Below are 18,541 nucleotides of genomic sequence, written 5' to 3'. Positions count from 1 at the left end.
ATGCCATGCGGCGAGCCAGCTTCGACCAGTACGCCCGCTACACCTATCTGCACCGGCTGCGCCACGAGTCCTACGGCTCCGAACCGCTGAGCATCCTCGACGTCGGCGACCCGTTCGGCACGATCGCCGCGCTGTTCCCGACCGATCGCACGGTCTCGATCGACGTCTACGCCGACGACCCGGCGCGCGACGGCCACGTCCCGCTGATCGGCTCCGGCTTCGCGCTGCCGTTCCGCGACGGGTCGTTCGACATCGTCGCCTGCCACGACGTCTACGAGCACCTGCCCGCCGCGCGCCGTACGGCCTTCGTGGCGGAGCTGCTGCGCGTGTCGCGCGGGCCGGTGGTCGTGGTCGCGCCGTACGCCGACCCGCGGGTCTCCCGATGCGAGGCGATCGTCAACGGCTACTGGGTCGCCCGGCTCGGCCACAGCCTTCCCGCCCTCGACGAGCACGCGGAGTTCGGCCTGCCCGACCTCGCGGAGCTGACCGGGTGGCTGGACGAGCACGACCACGAGCACCGGGTCCACGGCGACGGCTGGCTCTACCACTGGATCGCGTTCTGGCTGCTCAAGGGCCACCTCGCCAGCGAGCGGCGCGAGCACGAGCTGCACCAGGTCGACGCGGCGTTCAACACGTTGTTGCGCGAGGAGGACCGGCGCCCGCCGCACTACCGGCGTGCGGTTGTCATCCGGCCGCCGGCCGGCTACCCCGACTTCAACCCGTCCGCACCCGAAGGCGACGTGACAGGCGACCTGGTCCGGCTCGTCGACCTGGCGACCCAGCTGCAGCGCGCGCTGCCGCGCGGCGACGACCCGTGGTCGGAGCACTCCACGCTGGGCCGCTGGATCGAGGCCCAGGACAGCGAGCCGTTCTCGGTCGTTGCGCGGTCGCTGCGCACCGCGCTCGACGCCGTGCGCGACGAGCAGCCCGGGCCGGTCGAGGTGCCGGAGCCGGTCGCCGACGGCGAACCAGCGCTGCGGTCGGTCGGGATCGTGCTGGTCAACCTCAACGGCGCCGAGCACCTGCCCGACTGCCTCGACTCGATCGCCGCCCTCGACTACCCCAAGGACCTGCTCGACGTCGTTCTCGTCGACAACGCGTCGACCGACGGGTCGCGCGAGCTGCTCGCCAGCCGCTACCCGTGGGTGCGGGTCCTGCCGCAGGACGGCAACACCGGCTTCGCGCCGGCCGTCAACACCGGCGTGGCCGCGCTCGAGACCGAGTGTGTGGTGCTGCTCAACAACGACGCTCGGGTCGACCCCGACTTCGTCCGCGAGCTGGTGCGGGCCTACGACCCCGACCAGGGGATCGTCTGCGTCGGCGCCCAGATCGTCTCCTGGGACGGCTCGACCCTCGACTTCGGCGAGGGCGCGACGAACTTCTACGGCATGGGCCAGCAGCTGGGCTACGGGACCCCGATCGACACCGCCCACGTCGAGGACGGCAAGGAGCTGCTGTTCTCCTGCGGCGGCGCGATGCTCTGCGGCCGGCAGGTGTTCCTCGACGTCGGCGGGCTCGACCCGCGGTTCTTCGCCTACTTCGAGGACGTCGACTTCGGCTGGCGGCTGTGGGTGCTGGGATTCCGGGTGGTGCTCGCCAAGAAGGCCCGGGCCTACCACCGGATGCACGGCACGTCGTCGCGCTTCCCGATGCACCAACGGTTCCTGCTCTACGAGCGCAACGCGCTGCGGATGATCCTCAAGAACTACGACGACCACAACCTGGGCCGGGTGCTCGGCCCGGCGCTGATGCTCATGGTCAAGCGCGCCGTGCTGCGGGGCGGCCTCCCGCGCACGCCGTACGACATCGGCGGCGACCGCGACGAGACCGAGGTCGTGCCGCGCTACGCGCTCGCGCACCTGCACGCGATCGGCGACGTGGTCGACGACATCGAGCAGGTGATGGTCGACCGCGCCACGATCCAGCGCGCCCGCAGGCGCAGCGACCTCGAGGTGTTCGACCGGTTCAACCGGCCGCTGTGGCCGGTGCTGCCCGAGCGCCCCTACCTCGAGGCGTCGGAGCGGCTGACGACGGCGTTCGGGCTCGACAAGGTCTTTCCGCGCCGCCGGGCGACCCGGGTGCTCGTCATCAGCAACGACGCGCTCGCCGAAAAGATGAGCGGGCCGGCGATCCGCGCCTGGGAGATCGCGAAGGCCCTCGCCGGCACCGTCGAGGTGACGGTCGCCGTGCCCGAAGCGTCCGACAAGGCCGCGCCCGGCGTACAGCTCGCGGTCTACCACGACCCGGAGGCGCTCGCTCGCCTCGCCGAGGCCGCCGACGTCACCGTCGTGCAGGGCTACACCCTGCAACGTGCGCCCGCGCTCCGGCGGGTCCCGACGCTGCTCGTCGTCGACCTCTACGACCCGTGGATCTTCGAGAACGTCGAGCTGCACAACGGCGAGCCTTACGGCGACACGGCCCTGCAGAACGACGTGGCTGTCCTCAACGAGCTGCTCGACGTCGGCGACTTCTTCATCTGCGCCTCCGAGCGGCAGCGCGACTACTGGCTCGGCATGCTCGCCGCGCGCGACCGCCTCACGCTCGGCCAGTACGCCCTCGACCCCAACCTGCGCAAGCTCGTCGACGTCGTGCCGTTCGGCCTGCCCGACCGCGCGCCGCGGCACGAGCGGCAGGTGCTCAAGGGGGTCCACCCCAAGATCGGCCGCGACGACCTCGTCGTGCTGTGGGGCGGCGGCACTTGGGACTGGTTCGACCCGATCGGCACGATCGAGGCGTTCGGGCGCGTGGTGAAGGACGTCCCCAACGCCAAGCTCTACTTCCTCGGCTTCCAGCTCGAGAGCCCCAACGTCAAGACCATGCACGTCGCCAAGGTCGCGCAGGCGAAGGTCGCCGAGCTCGGCCTGCAGGACTCCGTCGTCTTCGGCGACTGGGCGCCCTACGACCTGCGCGAGGCCTACCTGCTCGAGGCCGACGTCGCGGTGACCGCCGCGCGCGACCTCGCCGAGGCGAGGCTGTCGTTTCGCACCCGGGTGCTCGACTACCTGTGGGCGGGGCTGCCGGTCGTCGCCACCGAGGGCGACGTGCTGGCCGACCTCGTCCGGGACGAGCGGGTCGGCCTGCTGGTGCCGCCCGAGGACCCGATCGCGCTGGCTGCCGCGCTCACGAAGATGTTGACCAGCCCGGTGCTGCGCGCCGAGTGCTCGGCCAACGCCCGTACGGTGTCCCACCGTTTCCGCTGGCAGGACTCCGTCGCGCCGTTGCGTGAGGTGGTGCTGCGGCCGTGGGAGTGGCAGGAGGCCCGCCGGCTTCGGCCACGCGACCGCGAGATCACCGAGGAAGTGCGTGCGCTGCTCGACGACCGCAACCGGCTCTACGGCGCCTACGCCGACGGCCGGCTGTCGGGGCGCATCATGTTCCGCGACCGGCAGTTCGCCACCCTCGACCAGTACGTCACCGAGCTCGAGGCCACCGTGCAGACCCTCAACCGGCGCATGGAGATCCTTCGTCGTACGCCGATCGCGCCGGCCTTCCGCGCGGCCCGCAAGGTGCGCAACGCGGTCCGCGCCCGCCGCGGCTAGACCCGGCCCACCAGCCGTTGCACGTCGGCGCGCGAGACCTTCGCCGTCGCGCCGATCCTGCGCCGCTTGCGCAGCGTGCGGGGCAGCAGCCGCAGGTACGACGCGTAGGCGCGCATCCTGACCCGCGCCCGGTGCCGGTCCTCGTGCACCGCGATCGAAGCCGTGGTGAGCGGGAAGCGCAGCACCTCGCGCAGCGCGAGGCCCGCAGTCGCGTCCTTCGTCAGCGTCAGCAGCCGGTTGCGGGTGTCGTGGAACGCGTGCAGGTCCGACACGGTGCCGGTCGTCGCGGAGTGCAGGTGGTCGACGACCGCTGCCGGCGCGGTGCGCACCCGCCAGCCGGCCAGCCGCAGCCGCCAGCAGAGGTCGACGTCCTCGTAGTAGAGGAAGTAGTCGTCGTCGAACCCGCCGACGTCGTGCAGCGCCGCCGTGCGCAGCGCGCAGGCCGTGCCGGGCGCGACGAGCACGTCGGCGGCTACGTCGTAGCTGCCGTCGTCCGTCGCGCGCAAGCCGATGTCGTGCCCGTAGCCGTCACGGTCGACCCGCCCGCCGATGCTGTTGATCGTGCCGTCGGGCAGCAGCACCTTCGACGCCACCGCGGCCACCTCGGGGGCGTCGAAGCCCGCCAGCAGGGCGGCGAGCCACCCCGGCCGTGGCACCGCGTCGTTGTTGAGGAGTACGGCGAACTCGGTCGCGACCTCGCGCAGGGCGAGGTTGTTGCCACCGGCGAAGCCGAGATTCGTCGGGCTGCGCAGCACCCGCACCGACGGGTAGGCGGTCGCGAGCCAGTCGGCCGTGCCGTCGACCGAACCGTTGTCGACGACCCAGACGGCGGCGGGCCGCTGGGGCAGCAGGGCATCGAGGCAGGCGGGCAGCAGATGGCGGCCGTTCCACGACACGACGACGACGGTCGCCTCGGACATGACCGGTATCTTTTCCCATGCCGCCGCAAACCCTGGGAGCGTTCCGCATGAGCACGCCCGACTCCGGTGCCGCACCCTGGTCCACCGGGGCCGATGCGCCGACGCAGGTGCTCACCCAGGAACAGCTGGTCGCCGCGGAGGCGCAGGCGGCCGGTGCCGCGGCCGAGCGGGCGGTCGAGGAGGTCGGGACCGGACGCCGCTTCGGACCCGCGCCGCACGTCTCGATCATCCTGCCGTGCTTCAACGAGCAGGACCACGTCCTGCTCGAGCTCGAGCGGATCACGGCGGCGATGGACGCGAGCGGCTACGGCTACGAGCTGATCGTCATCGACGACGCGTCGACCGACAACACGCTGGCGCTGCTGCAGGAGGCGCTTCCGCGGTTCCCGCGGATGCGGCTGATGCCCTTCCACCGCAACGGCGGCTCCGGCACCGCGCGGCGCATCGGCACCGAGCAGGCCCGCGGCGAGATCGTGGTCTGGACCGACGCCGACATGACCTACCCCAACGACCGGATCCCCGAGCTGGTCGGCATCCTCGACAAGGACGCCACCGTCGACCAGGTCGTCGGCGCCCGCACCGAGGAGCAGGGCACCTACAAGATCCTCCGGGTGCCGGCGAAGTGGGTCATCCGCAAGATCGCGGAGTACCTCAGCGGCACGCAGATCCCCGACCTCAACTCCGGGCTGCGGGCATTCCGGCGGCAGGTCTCGCTGCCCTACCTGCGGTTGCTGCCACCGGGGTTCTCCTGCGTCACCACGATCACCCTGGCGTTCCTGTCCAACCAGCACTACGTGCGCTACGTGCCGATCGACTACGCCAAGCGCTCGGGGACGTCGAAGTTCCACTTCACCAAGGACGCCTACCGCTACATCCTCCAGGTGCTGCGGATGGTCATGTACTTCAACCCGCTCAAGGTGCTGATGCCGGTCGCGCTGTGGGTCTTCGGCATCGGCGTGCTGAAGGCGGTCACCTACGACCAGATCGCGCACCCGCTCTACCTGCCGGCCAACTCGATCCTGCTGATCGTGGCCGGCCTGATCATCGGCTCTCTCGCGCTGCTCGCCGACCTCATCGTGCGCTCGCGTGACGACTGAGCCGCGCCGGCTCCGCATCGCGATCGTCGGCCCGACCCACCCCTACAAGGGCGGCATCGCACAGCACACGACGGAGCTCGCCCGCCGGCTGTCCGCCGCCGGCCACGACGTGCGGCTGGTGTCGTGGTCCGCGCAGTACCCGGCGCTGCTCTACCCGGGGCAGCAGACGGTCGCCGAGCCCGAGATCCCGCCGTACGCCGCCACCACCTACCCGCTGTCCTGGCGCCGGCCCGACTCCTGGTGGCGGGTCGGCCGCCGGCTCGCCGCGGAGGTCGACTGGGTCGTCGTCGTGATGGTCACCCCGGTGCAGGTGCCGGCCTACCTCACGATCCTGCGGGCGATGCGCGGCGGCCGCGCGCGGGTGCTCGCGCTGTGCCACAACGTGCTCCCGCACGAGCGGCGGGGCGTCGACGAGCGGCTGGTGCGTGCGGTGCTCAGCCGTGCCGACGCGGTGCTCGTGCACTCGCCCGCCGAAGCGGCCCTCGCCCGGTCGTTGACCGGCGTGCACGTCGCCGTCTGCCCGCTGCCGGCGTTCCTGCGTCCGGCGCCCCCTGATCTGTCGGAAACCCGGTCGGTACGACGCCGGCTCCTGTTCTTCGGGCTGGTGCGGCCCTACAAGGGACTCGAGGTGCTCCTGCGTGCGCTGCCCTCCGTGCCCGACGTCGACTTGGTCGTGGCCGGAGAGTTCTGGCAAGGGGTGGACGACACCCGCGCACTGGTCGACTCGCTCGGGCTGACCGGGCGGGTCGAGATCCGGCCGGGTTACGTGCCCTCCGACGACGTGCCGGCACTGTTCCGGTCGGCCGACGCCCTGGTCGTGCCCTACCTGTCGTCGACGGGGTCGCAGCACGCCTACCTCGCGTTCGAGTACGGCATCCCGGTGGTCGCGACGCGGGTCGGGGCGCTGCCCGAGCAGGTGCGCGACGGGGTCGACGGCCTGCTCTGCGAGCCCGGAGATGCCGACTCGCTCGCCGCTGCGCTGCGCCGGCTCTACGAACCAGGCATGCTCGATCGGTTGCGGTCCGGCATCCGGCCGGTCGACGCCGACGCGCAGTGGAAGGACTACCTCGACGTGCTGGTCTCGACGCTCACCGGCGCGGTGCGCTGATGGCCCGCCGCGGCTCGCCGCAGCTCGCCTACTCCGAGCTGATGGACACCATGCTCGACGAGGAGCACCGGCGCGGCAAGGCGCGCAAGATCCTCGCGGTGCTCCGGCACTTTCTCGGCCGCGACGAGCTGTCCGGTCTGGTGGTCGCCGACGTCGGCTGCTCCGCCGGCTACATCGCCGACGAGCTGTCGTCCGCGGGCGCGTCGCGGGTTCTGGGCTTCGACATCGACGTGCCGGGGCTCGGCAAGGCGCAGCAGCGGTTCGGCGGGCACGTGCAGTTCTGCTGCGCCAGCGGTGACCGGCTGCCGCTGCCCGACCAGAGCCTCGACGTCGTGGTCTTCAACCACATCTACGAGCACGTCGTCGACCCCGACGCCGTCGTCGCGGAGCTGGGCCGGGTGCTGCGGCCGGGCGGCGTCATGTACCTCGGGCTCGGCAACCGGCTCGGCGTCATCGAGCCCCACTACCGGCTGCCGTTCCTGTCCTGGCTGCCCGGTCCGGTGGCCGACCGCTACGTGCGCGCGTCGGGCCGCGCCGACCACTACTACGAGCGGTTCCGTACCCGGCCGGGGCTGCGCGCGCTGCTCTCCGGCTACCACGTCTGGGACTACACCCTGCCGGTGCTCACGGCGCCGCGGATGTTCGCGAGCGACGACATCGTGCCGGGCCCCGTCTCCCGCGCTCCGCACTGGGCACTGCGCGCCGCGATGCCGCTCGTGCCGACCTACATCTGGGTCGCGACGACCGGCCCCTCCCGCCCGGCCGGGCCACCGCTGCCGCTGATGCCCACGCCGGTGCCCACCCGGCCACGCGCAGCGGCGTGAGCGGGCCGCGCCGGAGGCGGTGGCGGCTGGCGCTACGCCTCGCCTTCGTCCTCGCGGTCGCGGCCGGCGTCGCGTTCGCGCTCGCCGACCAGTGGCACGACGTCGCCACCCGGTTGTCGCGGCTGTCGGCGCCCTACGCGGTCGGGGCGTTCGGCTGTTTCGCCGCAGGGCTGTGGTTCTCCATGCTCGCCTGGCGGGCCGTGCTCGCCGACCTCGGCTCGCCGCTGCCGGCCGGTGCGGCGGCACGGGTGTTCTTCGTCGGCCAGCTCGGCAAGTACCTGCCCGGCAGCGTCTGGCCGGCCGTCGCCCAGGCGGAGATGGGTGCGGACCTCGGCGTGCCCCGGTCGCGCAGCGTGGCGGCCTACCTCATCGCGACCGGCGTCTCGGTCGTCACCGGCGCGGTGGTCGGGGTGATGGCTCTGCCCGCACTGCTGTCCGGCGCCGGCGGGGTCTACGCCTGGGCCCTCCTTGCCGCGCCCGCCGGCGTGCTCATGCTGCATCCACGGGTACTGAACCCCTTGCTGCGCAAGGCTTTTTCGTTGCTTAGGCGGCCACCGCTGGAGGAGCCGCTCACCGGGCGCGGGATGCTGACGGCAGGTGCGCTGTACGTCGTGACCTGGCTGGCCTTCGGCGGCCAGGCGGCGTTGCTCGCGGGCGACATCGGCAGCCTGCACGTCCACGAGTCGCCGCTCGCGATCGGCGGCTACGCGCTGGCGGTCGTCGTGGGCCTGCTCGTCGTACCCCTGCCCGCCGGCGCCGGCGTGCGGGAGGCGGTGCTCGTCGTCGTCCTGCGGACGGTCATGCCGACTCCGGCGGCGACGGCGGTCGCGGTGGTCAGCCGCGTGGTCGTGACCCTCTGCGACCTCGCGCTCGCCGCGGGCGCGGCACTCGCCGTCCGCCGTAGCCGGCGGCCGGCCGGCGGATCCCAAGACGCCACACCGACGGCGCAACCGGGAGGAACCACCACCCGCCGGTTACCGTGATCCGACCCCCCTCGCTCGGAGAACGTTCATGCGTCTACGCCCGCCCGCCGTGCTCGCGCTCGGCAGCCTGCTCGTCGCCGGGGCCGTCGCCCTGCCCGCCTCACCCGCGCTGGCTGACGAGACCTACCCGATCCCGGCCTCCGGGGTGCTGCAGCTGCAGGGCCACGGCTGGGGGCACGGGCGGGGACTCTCGCAATGGGGAGCCGAGGGCGCGGCGAAGCAGGGGGTCAGCGCGACGAAGATCCTCGACTTCTACTACCCGGGCACGACCGCCACGCAGCAGGGCAACCCGACCATCCGGGTTGCGCTGACCGAGCTCGGCGCAGAGGGCTACCAGCCCGGCCAGACCAGCAACCCCGACCGGCGTTACCAGTGCGACGCGGCGTCGACCACGCCGAGTGTGAAGTGCGACCTCGAGGTGCTGCCGGCCGCCGGCCTGACCGTCACCGACCTGGCAACCGGCACGTCGGTCGCGCTCAGCGACCCGGCGGCCGACCGCTACGGCATCAACGCCGACCCCGGCGGCAAGGGCCTCACGGCGTACATGCACAAGAACGGCGCCTGGACGACCGTGCCCATCGGCGGCAAGACCGTGCTGACCGGCCCCCTGCGGTTCGCCGCCACCGGTGACCTGTCGATGTACTACCGCGACGGCACCGTGCGCAGCTACCACGGCACGCTCGAGGTCGACTCCACCGGCGCCACGACGTTCATGCGGGTCAACGCGCTGCCGATCGAGAACTACCTGCAGGACGTCGTGCCGCGCGAGTCGCCCGCGTGGTGGCCGGCGGCGGCGCTGCAGGCACAGGCCGTGGCGGCGCGCTCCTACTCGACCTACGAGCACGTCAACAACGGCGGCAGCCCCTGGGACATCTGCGACAGCACCTTCTGCCAGGTCTACGGCGGCGCCAGCGTCACCCCGGCCGGCGGCACCACCACGCAGCTCGAGTCGCAGAGCACCAACGACGCCATCGCCGCGACCGCGGGCATCGTGCGCACCTACAACGGCCAGGTCATCTTCGCGCAGTTCAGCTCGTCCAACGGGGGGTGGACCGTCGCCGGCAGCCAGCCCTACCTGATCGCCGAGCAGGACCCGTGGGACGCCATCGACTCGCCGTACCACGACTGGACCGCCACGCTGAGCGCCGCGCAGCTGCAGGCGAAGTTCCCGCAGGTCGGCACCGTGCAGCGCATGGTCATCGTGTCCCGCGACGGCAACGGCGACTGGGGCGGCCGGGTCACGTCGGTTCGGCTCGAGGGCGTTGACGCGCAGGGCCAGCCGACCTCGGTGACGACGACCGGCGACGGCATCCGCGCCGCGAACCCCGGCGGGAGCAACCCGATCCGCAGCTCGTGGTTCACCGTGGTCGCGCCGGCTCCCGCCGCCGCGCCCGACTACACGAGCAAGGCCTGCCCCCCGAGCAGCACGCCGAACGCCGGCTTCACCGACACCTCCGGTGACGCGTTCGCGGCCGCGATCAACTGCATCGCTGCCTACGGAGTCACCCAGGGCCGCACCGCGACGCAGTACGCCCCCGGCGAGACCGTCCTGCGTCGCGAGATGGCGATGTTCCTGTCGAACCTGCTGGCTGCCACCTCGAAGGGCCGGCCGCCGGGCCAGGCGCCCTGCCAGTTCGTAGACATCTCGACGTTGCCGCAGGACGAGCAGAACGCGATCTGCGCGATCGCGGCCGCCGGCATCAGCCAGGGCAAGCAGGACGCCCAGCACTTCGACCCGGGGGCGCCGGTGCTGCGCGGTGAGATGGCGTCGTTCCTGCGGCGGACCCTCGCGTTCGCCGGCTACCAGGTACCCGCGTCCTCGAACGACTACTTCCAGGACGACGGGCCGCCGTTCGACGCCGACATCAACGCGCTCGCCGCCGTCGGCGTGGTGCAGGGTCAGACGCAGCCGAGCGGGCCGCGTACCTACCAGCCGGACACCAGCCTGCCCCGTGACGAGATGGCGGTGTTCCTGGCCCGCACGCTGGAGCTGGCCATCGAGCAGGGCGTAGCGACCAGCCGCTTCGCCTCCTCCTAGTGCGCGTCGCGCTGGTCCTGGAGCAGTGCCTGGCCCCGGTGCCGGGAGGCACCGGGCGCTACTCGCGCGAGCTGGCGCGGGCCCTCGCGGTCGCCGATGCCGACTCGGTCAGCGCCTGGACCGCGTGGCACGCGGATGTCTCCGCCGCCCGCGTGCCGGGCGTCCGCGGGCCGCGCCGGTTGCCCCTGCCGCGGCGCCCGCTGATCGCCGCGTGGGAACGGGGCATCGGGCCGGCGCCCCGCGAGGCCGACGTCGTGCACGCGCCGACGCTGCTCCTGCCGCCGCGGCGCGGGCGGCCGCTCGTCGTCACCATCCACGACGCCGTGCCGTGGACCCACCCGGAGACGTTGACGCCGCGAGGGGTGCGCTTCCACCGCCGGATGGCCGCGCGCGCCGCGGCTGAGGCGGACCTGGTCGTCGTCCCGACCGATGCCGTACGCCGCGAGCTCGAGCCCATCCTCGACCTGGCCGGTCGCATCGAGGTCGTCGGCGAGGGCGTTGCGCCCGAGCTCGCCGTGCCGCCCGACGCCGACGCAAGGGCCCGCCGCCTCGGCCTGCCTCCGCGCTACGTCGCGAGCCTCGCGACCCTCGAACCACGCAAGGGACTGGATGTGCTCGTCGCGGCGATGGCCGCGCCGGAAGCGCCGCGCCTCCCGCTCGTGGTCGCCGGCCAGCCCGGGTGGGGCGGCGTCGACCTGCCCGCAGCCGCTGCGGCCGCCGGGTTGCCGGCGGACCGGCTGCTGCTGACCGGGCGCCTGGGTGACGCGGATCTCGCGGTCGTTCTGGGTCGCGCGAGCGCCCTCGTCGTACCGTCGCGCGCCGAGGGATTCGGGCTGCCCGTGCTGGAAGGAATGGCACTCGGCACGCCGGTCGTCGTCTCCGATGCGCCCGCCCTGGTGGAGGTCGCCGGGGGTGCGGCGGCCGTGGTGCCCGTGGGCGACGTCGCGGCGCTGACGAGCGCCCTGGCGGCCGTGACCGGCGACGAGGCGCAGCGCACCCGCCTCGTCGCCGCAGGACGGGTTCGGGCGCGGCAGTTTTCATGGGCCCGCGCCGCGGAAACGCTCTGGTCGCACTACCGCCGACTCGGCGCCTGATCGGCGTACGCTGCAGGCGGTCCTTTCGAAGTTCCGAGGAGGAGTGCGCCCGTGGCGCCCCGCGTGCTCGTCGACGCAACGGCAGTGCCCGCAGACCGCGGGGGAGTCGGCCGCTACGTCGACGGGCTCATCGCCGCACTCGGCGCCGCGCAGGCCGACATCGCCGTCGCCTGCCAGCGTGCCGATGCCGAGCGCTACACCCGGATGGCCCCGCACGCCACCGTCGTCCCGGGACCAGCGGCGATCAGCCACCGGCCGGCCCGGCTGGCCTGGGAGCAGACCGGCCTCCCGCTCGTCGCCGACCAGGTCGGCGCGCAGGTCGTGCACTCGCCGCACTACACGCTGCCGCTTCGCGCCGGGCGCCCGGTCGTGGTGACGATCCACGACGCGACGTTCTTCACCCAGCCCGAGGTGCACACGGCCGTCAAGGGGACGTTCTTCCGCTCGGCCACCCGCACGGCGCTGCGACGCGCCACCCGGGTGATCGTGCCGTCGAAGGCGACCCGCGACGAGCTCGTCCGGTTGCTCGACGCCGACCCGACCTGCATCGACGTCGCCTACCACGGTGTCGACACGGCGACCTTCCACGTGCCGAGCGAGGAGCAGAAGCACCGCATCGCCGCCCGCCTCGGGCTGCAGGGCGTGCCCTACGTCGCGTTCCTCGGCATGCTCGAGCCGCGCAAGAACGTCCCGAACCTCATCCGCGGCTGGGTGCAGGCGGTGCAGGACCGCGACAACCCGCCCGCGCTCGTGCTCGCCGGCGGCACCGGGTGGGACGACGAGGTTGACGCCGCCGTCACCGAGGTGCCGAGCCACCTGCGCGTCCTGCGCCCGGGCTACCTGCGCTTCGACGACCTGCCCGGCTTCCTCGGCGGAGCGCTGGTCGTCGCCTACCCGAGCCACGGCGAGGGCTTCGGCCTGCCCGTACTCGAGGCGATGGCGTCCGGCGCTGCCGTGCTGACCACCCACCGGCTGTCCCTGCCGGAGGTCGGCGGCGACGCGGTGGCCTACACCGAGCCCGACCCCGAGTCGATCGGCCGCTCGCTGGCCGCGCTGATCGACGACCCGGCCCGCCGGGAGTCCCTCGCCCGGGCCGGGCTCACCCGCGCCGGGGAGTTCACCTGGGAGGCGAGCGCCGAGGCGCACCTGGCCAGCTACGCGCGGGCCGCGGGGGAGTGACCGCAGCCTCCGCCGCGCGGCAGGGCGCGCGGGTGCCCGTGCGCGTGGTCGTGGTGACCTACTCGCCGGGCGAGAGCCTGACGACGTTCCTCGACTCGTTGTCGACAGCGACGTCCTGGCCGGTCGAGGTGGTGCTGGCCGACAACGGCTCCACCGACGAGGCGCCCGAACGGGCCGCGGCCGCCCGTGCCGACGTGCGCCTGCTGCGGCTCGCCTCCAACGCCGGTTACGGCGCGGCCGCCAACGCCGGTGCGTCCGGCGCCTCGGGCGACTGGCTTGTCGTCGTCAACCCCGACGTCGAATGGGCCCCCGGGTCGCTCGACCTGCTGCTCGAGGCCGGGGCCCGGTGGCCCCGCGCCGGTGCGGTCGGCCCGGCGATCCTGACGCCGGAAGGTGACCTCTACCCGTCGGCCCGGGCGTTCCCGTCCCTCGGACGCGGCATCGGCCATGCGCTGCTCGGCTGGTGGTGGCCCACGAACCCCTGGACCCGCGACTACCGCCGCGAGCGAGGCGTCCCGACCGAGGGGCCGACCGGTTGGCTGTCGGGCTCCTGCATGCTGCTGCGGCGGGAGGCCTTCGAGGCGGTCGGGGGTTTCGACCCGGCCTACTTCATGTACTTCGAGGATCTCGACCTGTGCCGCCGGCTCGACGCGGCCGGCTGGGAACGCGTGCACGTGCCTGCCGCCGTCGTCCGTCACACCGGCGGTCACGCCACCAGCCGCGAACCGCTGCGCATGCAGGTCGCCCACCACCGCAGCGCCTACCGCTACCTCGCGCAGGAGTACCCCGGACCGCGCTGGGCGCCGCTGCGGGCGCTGCTCGCCGCGGGCCTGCTCGGCCGTCTGCTGCTCGCCGTCGCCGTACGCCGCGTCCGTCACGGCGCCACCCCCACCCGGTCGGGCACGATCCTGGCCGAGCCGAAGCGAGGGTCCTGAGTGGAGTCGCCGCCGCCTTCCCTGCCGCCGCCTTCCCTGCCGCTCGCCGGGCCTTTCCACGGGCGGATCTGAGTGGACGCCATCGTTCTCGTCGGGGGTCAGGGCACCCGGCTGCGACCGCTGACCCTCACGAGCCCCAAGCCCATGCTGCCCGTCGCCGGGGTGCCGTTCCTCACCCACTTGCTCGTGAAGGCGCGTGACGCCGGCGCGGATCACATCGTGCTGTCGACGTCGTACCGCGCCGAGGTCTTTCGCGAGGAGTACGGCGACGGGTCGGCGCTGGGCCTGGACCTGGACTACGTGACCGAGGAGGAACCGCTCGGCACCGGCGGTGGAATCCGCAACGTGGCGGACCGGTTGCGCGGCGGCCCCGACGCCCCGGTGCTCATCTTCAACGGCGACGTGCTGTCGGGTCATGACATCCGCGCCCAGCTGCGGCGGCACGCCGAGATCGAAGCGGCCGTGACACTGCACCTCGTCGAGGTGGCGGATGCGCGGGCGTTCGGCTGCGTCCCGCTCGACGCCGACGGTCGAGTGGTTGCCTTCTACGAGAAGTCGCCCCAGCCGGTGACCAACCTCGTCAACGCCGGCTGCTACGTCTTCCGCCGTTCGGTCATCGACACGATCCCCGCCGGCCGAGTCGTCTCGGTCGAGCGCGAGACGTTCCCTGCGCTGCTCGACGGCGGTGCGGTGGTGGTGGGCCATGTCGACACTGCCTACTGGCTCGACCTGGGTACCCCCGCAGCCTTCGTCGCCGGCTGCCGCGACCTGGTCCTCGGTCGGGTGGCGTCGTCCGCCCTCACCGGAGTGCACGGCGAATCCCTGGTGCTCGACGGCGCCGAGATCGCCGACGACGCGGCGCTGGTCGGAGGGACCACGGTGGGCCGCGGCTGCCGCGTCGGAAGTGGTGCTGTGCTCGACGGCGCGGTGCTGTTCGACGGCGCGTCGGTCGGCCGCGACGCGCGACTGGCCGGCACCATCGTCGGCCGCGGTGCAGTGATCGGTGACGGCTGCATCCTCGAAGACGTCGTGGTCGGCGACGACGCCCATGTCGGTGCGGGCAACCAGCTGCGTGACGGCGCTCGAGTCTGGACCGGCGTGACGCTCCCCGACGGCGCCGTGCGCCTCGGCTGACGTCCGTAGCATCCCCGTCGTGTCGAAGCAGCGCGTGGCCCCGCCGAGTGCCGAGGCGGTAGCCGATGCGGCTGCGTTGCTGAGCCCTGTGGTCCGGCGTACGCCGCTCGACGAGAGCGAGCGGCTGTCAGTCGCCGCCGGGGCACCCGTGCTGCTCAAACGGGAGGACACCCAGCTCACCCGCTCCTACAAGGTGCGCGGCGCCTACACGTTGATCTCGTCCCTTTCGCCGGAGGAGCGGGAGCGGGGCATCGTCTGCGCCAGCGCGGGCAACCACGCGCAGGGTGTCGCGTTCAGCTGCCGGGAGCTCGGTATCCGGGGGCGGGTCTTCCTGCCGGCGAACACCCCGCGGCAGAAGCGGGAGCGAATCGCCGCGATCGGCGGCGAGTGGGTCGAGCAGGTCGTGGTCGGCAGCTCCTATGACGAAGCAAGTGCCGCCGCCTTCGAGGACAGCGCTCGCACCGGTGCGGTGCGGGTGCATCCGTTCGACGATCCGCGCACCATCGTCGGTCAGGGCACGGTGGCGGTCGAGCTCGCCGACCAGGCCGACCGCCTCGACACGGTCGTCGTGCCGGTGGGTGGGGGCGGCCTGATCGCCGGCATGGCGCTGTGGTTGAGACGCCGCTGCCCCGACACGCGGATCGTCGGCGTGGAGCCAGCGGGCGCGGCGAGCATGGCGGCCGCACTGGCCTACGGTGCGCCGACGACACTGGCCGCCGTGGACACGTTCGTCGACGGGGCTGCGGTCGGCCGCGTCGGTGATCACACGTTCCCCCTGGTTCGCCAACTCGTCGACGCGGTCGTCGCAGTGCCGGAGGGCGCGGTCTGCACGGAGATGCTCGAGCTCTACCAGTCCGAGGGCATCATCGCCGAGCCCGCCGGTGCGCTGGCCAGCGCGGCGGTGCGGCTCGGTCTCCTTGACGTGCTGCGTGGCCCGGTTGCCTGCGTGGTCTCCGGCGGCAACAACGACGTGAGCCGCTATGCCGAGGTGGTCGAGCGCTCGCTGCTACACGAAGGCCTGCGCCACTACTTCCTCGTCACCTTCCCGCAGGAGCCCGGCGCTCTGCGGCACTTCCTCGACGAGGTACTCGCCCAGGGCGAGGACATCGTGGTCTTCGAGTACGTGAAGAAGAACAACCGGGAGACCGGCCCCGCTCTCGTCGGCATCGAGCTGCAACGGGCCGGCGACCTGACCGCGCTGCTCGCGCGCATGGCCGCAAGCCCGCTGCAGATCGAGCAGGTGCCGGCCGGCTCACCGCTGTTCTCGTTCCTGCTCTGACGCGCCGGTGGGGGGGCTGGCCCGCAGGGGCGGCGCGGTGTCAACCGGCGCGGGCGAGTGCCGGGTCGTGGACCGTGGTGCCGTCGGGTCTGGTGAAGAGCAGGGTGCCGTCGCGGGTGCGCCTGGCGGTCCAGTGTTTGTCGTGGATGAGCCAGTGGTGGAAGGCGCACAGGTGGGCGGCATTGGTGAGCGATGTCGTCCCGCCGTCGGCCCAGAAGACGAGGTGGTGCAGGTCGCACTGGTCGAGGCCGGCGGCGCAGCCGGGGAAGGTGCAGCCGCGGTCGCGTAGCCGGGCGGCGCGGCGGATGGCGGTGGGCCAGGTGCGGGTGGCTCGGCCGATGTCGAGGACTTCGCCGGCGGCGCCGAGGACGGCGGGGATGACTGCTGCGTCACAGGCGAGCCGGCGCAGGACGCTGGCGGGCAGGCCGCTCGCGTTGCGTCGGTCGGTGAGGTCGGTGTCGCCGGGCGTGGCGGCGTGGCCGCTGCCGGTCAGGGCGTCGCTCAGGTCGGCGTAGTTCAGAGTGAGGACGAGTTGGGGGCGTTCGCCGCCGTTGTCGGGCAGCCCGTCGCAGGCGAGCAGGTGCCGGGCGACCTGGCCGAGGGCATCAGCGCGGCGCTGCCCGGCGCTGCGCTCGTCGTTTCCGCCGGCGGGTTGGGCGAGCGCGCCGACCGCCGCGGCAAGGGCTTCGCCGGTGTCGGGGGGCAGCATGCCGGTCACGGCGTACATGCCGTCGTAGGTGGCGTCGATGGTCAGGTAGCGGCCGGCGAGGCGACGCTGCTCGGCGGTCTCCCGGGTCTCGGCGGCGGCAGTGGCGTGCAGCAGGTGGCGGGCGGCCACACCGACCTGCTCCGGTGGCGCCTGAGCGGCCAGCTCGACCAGGATGCCCGCACCGGCCTCTCGGTCGTCCGGGTCGAGCTGACGCAGCGTGGAGGCGATGATCCGGGCGCTGGCCTGGGTGACCTGGCCGGCGTCGACCGTCTCGGCCAGCACCGCGCTGTGGGCCAACGATCGGGCGACGAACATCCGTTGCCGGGCCTCGTGCGCCGACAGCCGGGCGTGCGAACGCAGCCACATCGTCGTGGTCAGCCCGCACTCGGCCACGGTCGCCTGCCGGACGTCGGCGACCTCCAGCCGGCGGGCGATCAGCCCGTCCAGGACGTCACGGGCGGCCAGCAACCCGTCCAGCTCGGCCAGGAGCGCCACGTCGGGCAGCGCGGTCACGTCGACCGCTCGGCACTGCCCGAGCGCGTCGTCGAGCGTCGCCTGCCAGCCCATGAGGCAATCTCCATCCGGATGAATCGAACTGGTGTTCGAGCATCATTGTGGTCCGGCGTACCGACAGAAACGACACGCGATACGCAGCTGTGGACAACTCCTCAGGCCGAGGGGGCGGCCGGGTCTCTCCGCGCCTCGTAGGGTCGAGCCGTGCCCTATCACCGCATGAGCCGCGAAGAGCTGCGCGAGTTCTTGAAGGCTCCGCGCCCCGGCGTCCTTGCGACGGTCCGCCCCGACGGGCGGCCGCACGCAGCCCCGGTCTGGTGGGACGCCGACGGCGACGACCTGGTCTTCACGACCGGTGCGGAGACCGTCAAGGGCCGTAACCTGCGCGCGGACCCGCGGGCCACGCTCGTCGTGCAGGACGACCGCCCGCCATACTCCTTCGTCACCATCGAAGGTTCGGTCGCCATGAGCGAAGACAGCGACGAGCTCCGTCGATGGGCGGCGCGGCTCGGCGGCCGCTACATGGGCGAGGACCGTGCGGGGGAGTACGGCGCACGCAATGCCGTGCCGGGTGAGCTTCTGGTGCGGCTGAGGCCCGACAAGATCGTCAGCGCCCGCGACGTCGCCGACTGACCCTAGGCGGCATGGTGCGCCAGGTGTTCCGCGATGCGGTGCTCGAGCGCGTCGATGCGGCGCCCGAGGTCGGCATGTCCCGCGTCCATGCGCGTAGTGAGCTCGTCGCGCAGCTCCACTCGGGTGGTGTCGATGCGGCCGAGCAGCTCGTCGCGCACTCGGTCCAGCTTGTCACCCAACCCGTCGACGCGAGAGATCTGCGAGAACAGAGCCGCAGCGAGGACGCCGATGGCTGCGAAGGTGCTGGTGCCCAGCAAACCGATCAGGGTCCACGTCGCGGCGTTCACGCCGGTCAGCATGCCGCCCGCGCCGACGGCGGTCCAGGACGAGTTCGCCATCTGTGGACTCAAGAAGGCTGACGGCCCAACTGGGCGTGGAGCAGTCCTGCGTCCTTCGTGATGCGGAAGCTGCCATATCCAGCCGGGCCGTCGTGGCGCCGTACTGGTGCGCGACCACGTCTCGGACATCGCGATCAACCATGCAACAACGCCTGCCCCGCCAGGAAAATTCAGTCGTCGCGTTCGGCGATGCGCCGTTCTGTCTTGATGTCGTGGTC

15 protein-coding genes are annotated in these 18,541 nt (G+C 72.7%); 12 read left to right on the top strand and 3 right to left on the bottom strand.

The window, feature by feature from the left end:
• Positions 1–5 precede the first annotated feature (5 nt).
• Positions 6–3,539: a glycosyltransferase gene (locus VFJ21_06685; protein ID HET7406809.1), complete on the top strand. Its 3,534-nt coding sequence runs from the start codon at positions 6–8 to the stop codon at positions 3,537–3,539.
• Here VFJ21_06685 and VFJ21_06680 read toward each other — a convergent pair.
• On the bottom strand, positions 3,536–4,459 hold the full coding sequence (locus VFJ21_06680) for a glycosyltransferase family 2 protein (protein ID HET7406808.1): 924 nt from the start codon (positions 4,457–4,459) through the stop codon (positions 3,536–3,538). The genes VFJ21_06685 and VFJ21_06680 overlap by 4 nt on opposite strands.
• A 47-nt stretch (positions 4,460–4,506) precedes the next feature.
• Here VFJ21_06680 and VFJ21_06675 point away from each other — a divergent pair, with 47 nt between their 5' ends.
• The 10 genes from VFJ21_06675 (at position 4,507) to ilvA (ending at position 16,130) form a co-directional block, all read left to right on the top strand.
• Positions 4,507–5,556 (top strand): glycosyltransferase family 2 protein, encoded by a 1,050-nt coding sequence (locus VFJ21_06675; GenBank protein ID HET7406807.1) that lies wholly within the window; start codon positions 4,507–4,509, stop codon positions 5,554–5,556.
• Entirely contained in the window at positions 5,546–6,664 is a 1,119-nt protein-coding gene (locus tag VFJ21_06670; protein ID HET7406806.1) for a glycosyltransferase family 4 protein, read from the top strand. Before VFJ21_06675 ends, VFJ21_06670 begins: the two co-directional genes overlap by 11 nt.
• Positions 6,664–7,488, top strand: a complete 825-nt coding sequence (locus tag VFJ21_06665; protein ID HET7406805.1) for a class I SAM-dependent methyltransferase — start codon at positions 6,664–6,666, stop codon at positions 7,486–7,488. The genes VFJ21_06670 and VFJ21_06665 overlap by 1 nt, the downstream gene beginning before the upstream one ends.
• The gene (locus VFJ21_06660; GenBank protein HET7406804.1) at positions 7,485–8,471 is read left to right on the top strand and encodes a lysylphosphatidylglycerol synthase domain-containing protein; all 987 of its coding nucleotides are present in this window, start codon (positions 7,485–7,487) and stop codon (positions 8,469–8,471) included. Before VFJ21_06665 ends, VFJ21_06660 begins: the two co-directional genes overlap by 4 nt.
• A gap of 544 nt (positions 8,472–9,015) precedes the next feature.
• Positions 9,016–10,509: a SpoIID/LytB domain-containing protein gene (locus tag VFJ21_06655; GenBank protein ID HET7406803.1), complete on the top strand. Its 1,494-nt coding sequence runs from the start codon at positions 9,016–9,018 to the stop codon at positions 10,507–10,509.
• Complete coding sequence (locus VFJ21_06650; protein HET7406802.1) at positions 10,509–11,603, top strand: glycosyltransferase family 1 protein; 1,095 nt, start codon at positions 10,509–10,511, stop codon at positions 11,601–11,603. Before VFJ21_06655 ends, VFJ21_06650 begins: the two co-directional genes overlap by 1 nt.
• Before the next feature lie 51 nt (positions 11,604–11,654).
• Positions 11,655–12,782, top strand: coding sequence for a glycosyltransferase family 1 protein (locus VFJ21_06645; GenBank protein HET7406801.1), 1,128 nt, complete (start codon positions 11,655–11,657; stop codon positions 12,780–12,782).
• Positions 12,779–13,717, top strand: coding sequence for a glycosyltransferase family 2 protein (locus VFJ21_06640; protein HET7406800.1), 939 nt, complete (start codon positions 12,779–12,781; stop codon positions 13,715–13,717). Before VFJ21_06645 ends, VFJ21_06640 begins: the two co-directional genes overlap by 4 nt.
• 72 nt (positions 13,718–13,789) lie before the next feature.
• Positions 13,790–14,851: an NDP-sugar synthase gene (locus VFJ21_06635; GenBank protein ID HET7406799.1), complete on the top strand. Its 1,062-nt coding sequence runs from the start codon at positions 13,790–13,792 to the stop codon at positions 14,849–14,851.
• Positions 14,852–14,870: 19 nt separating this feature from the next.
• A complete protein-coding gene (gene ilvA, locus VFJ21_06630; GenBank protein ID HET7406798.1) occupies positions 14,871–16,130 on the top strand; it encodes a threonine ammonia-lyase IlvA in 1,260 nt (419 codons plus the stop codon).
• 40 nt (positions 16,131–16,170) lie between these two features.
• On the opposite strand, the gene VFJ21_06625 is transcribed toward ilvA, so the two are convergent.
• The gene (locus tag VFJ21_06625; GenBank protein ID HET7406797.1) at positions 16,171–17,406 is read right to left on the bottom strand and encodes a DUF222 domain-containing protein; all 1,236 of its coding nucleotides are present in this window, start codon (positions 17,404–17,406) and stop codon (positions 16,171–16,173) included.
• A 165-nt stretch (positions 17,407–17,571) separates the two neighbouring features.
• Between VFJ21_06625 and VFJ21_06620 the strand changes: the two genes are divergently transcribed.
• The gene (locus tag VFJ21_06620; GenBank protein ID HET7406796.1) at positions 17,572–17,985 is read left to right on the top strand and encodes a PPOX class F420-dependent oxidoreductase; all 414 of its coding nucleotides are present in this window, start codon (positions 17,572–17,574) and stop codon (positions 17,983–17,985) included.
• A gap of 2 nt (positions 17,986–17,987) precedes the next feature.
• Here VFJ21_06620 and VFJ21_06615 read toward each other — a convergent pair whose 3' ends face one another.
• Complete coding sequence (locus tag VFJ21_06615; GenBank protein HET7406795.1) at positions 17,988–18,323, bottom strand: hypothetical protein; 336 nt, start codon at positions 18,321–18,323, stop codon at positions 17,988–17,990.
• Between the last annotated feature and the right edge of the window lie 218 nt (positions 18,324–18,541).

It is taken from the genome of Mycobacteriales bacterium (assembly GCA_035690485.1).
Taxonomy (GTDB): Bacteria; Actinomycetota; Actinomycetes; order JAFAQI01; family DASSKL01; genus DASSKL01.
This window is presented reverse-complemented; position numbering and strand designations above follow the sequence as displayed.

Coding starts and splice junctions, on each gene's coding strand:
- VFJ21_06685 (HET7406809.1), top strand. CDS start 6: ATGCGGCGAGCCAGCTTCGACCAGTACGCCCGCTACACCTATCTGCAC.
- VFJ21_06680 (HET7406808.1), bottom strand. CDS start 4,459: ATGTCCGAGGCGACCGTCGTCGTCGTGTCGTGGAACGGCCGCCATCTG.
- VFJ21_06675 (HET7406807.1), top strand. CDS start 4,507: ATGAGCACGCCCGACTCCGGTGCCGCACCCTGGTCCACCGGGGCCGAT.
- VFJ21_06665 (HET7406805.1), top strand. CDS start 6,664: ATGGCCCGCCGCGGCTCGCCGCAGCTCGCCTACTCCGAGCTGATGGAC.
- VFJ21_06655 (HET7406803.1), top strand. CDS start 9,016: ATGCACAAGAACGGCGCCTGGACGACCGTGCCCATCGGCGGCAAGACC.
- VFJ21_06625 (HET7406797.1), bottom strand. CDS start 17,406: ATGGGCTGGCAGGCGACGCTCGACGACGCGCTCGGGCAGTGCCGAGCG.
- VFJ21_06620 (HET7406796.1), top strand. CDS start 17,572: ATGAGCCGCGAAGAGCTGCGCGAGTTCTTGAAGGCTCCGCGCCCCGGC.
- VFJ21_06615 (HET7406795.1), bottom strand. CDS start 18,323: ATGGCGAACTCGTCCTGGACCGCCGTCGGCGCGGGCGGCATGCTGACC.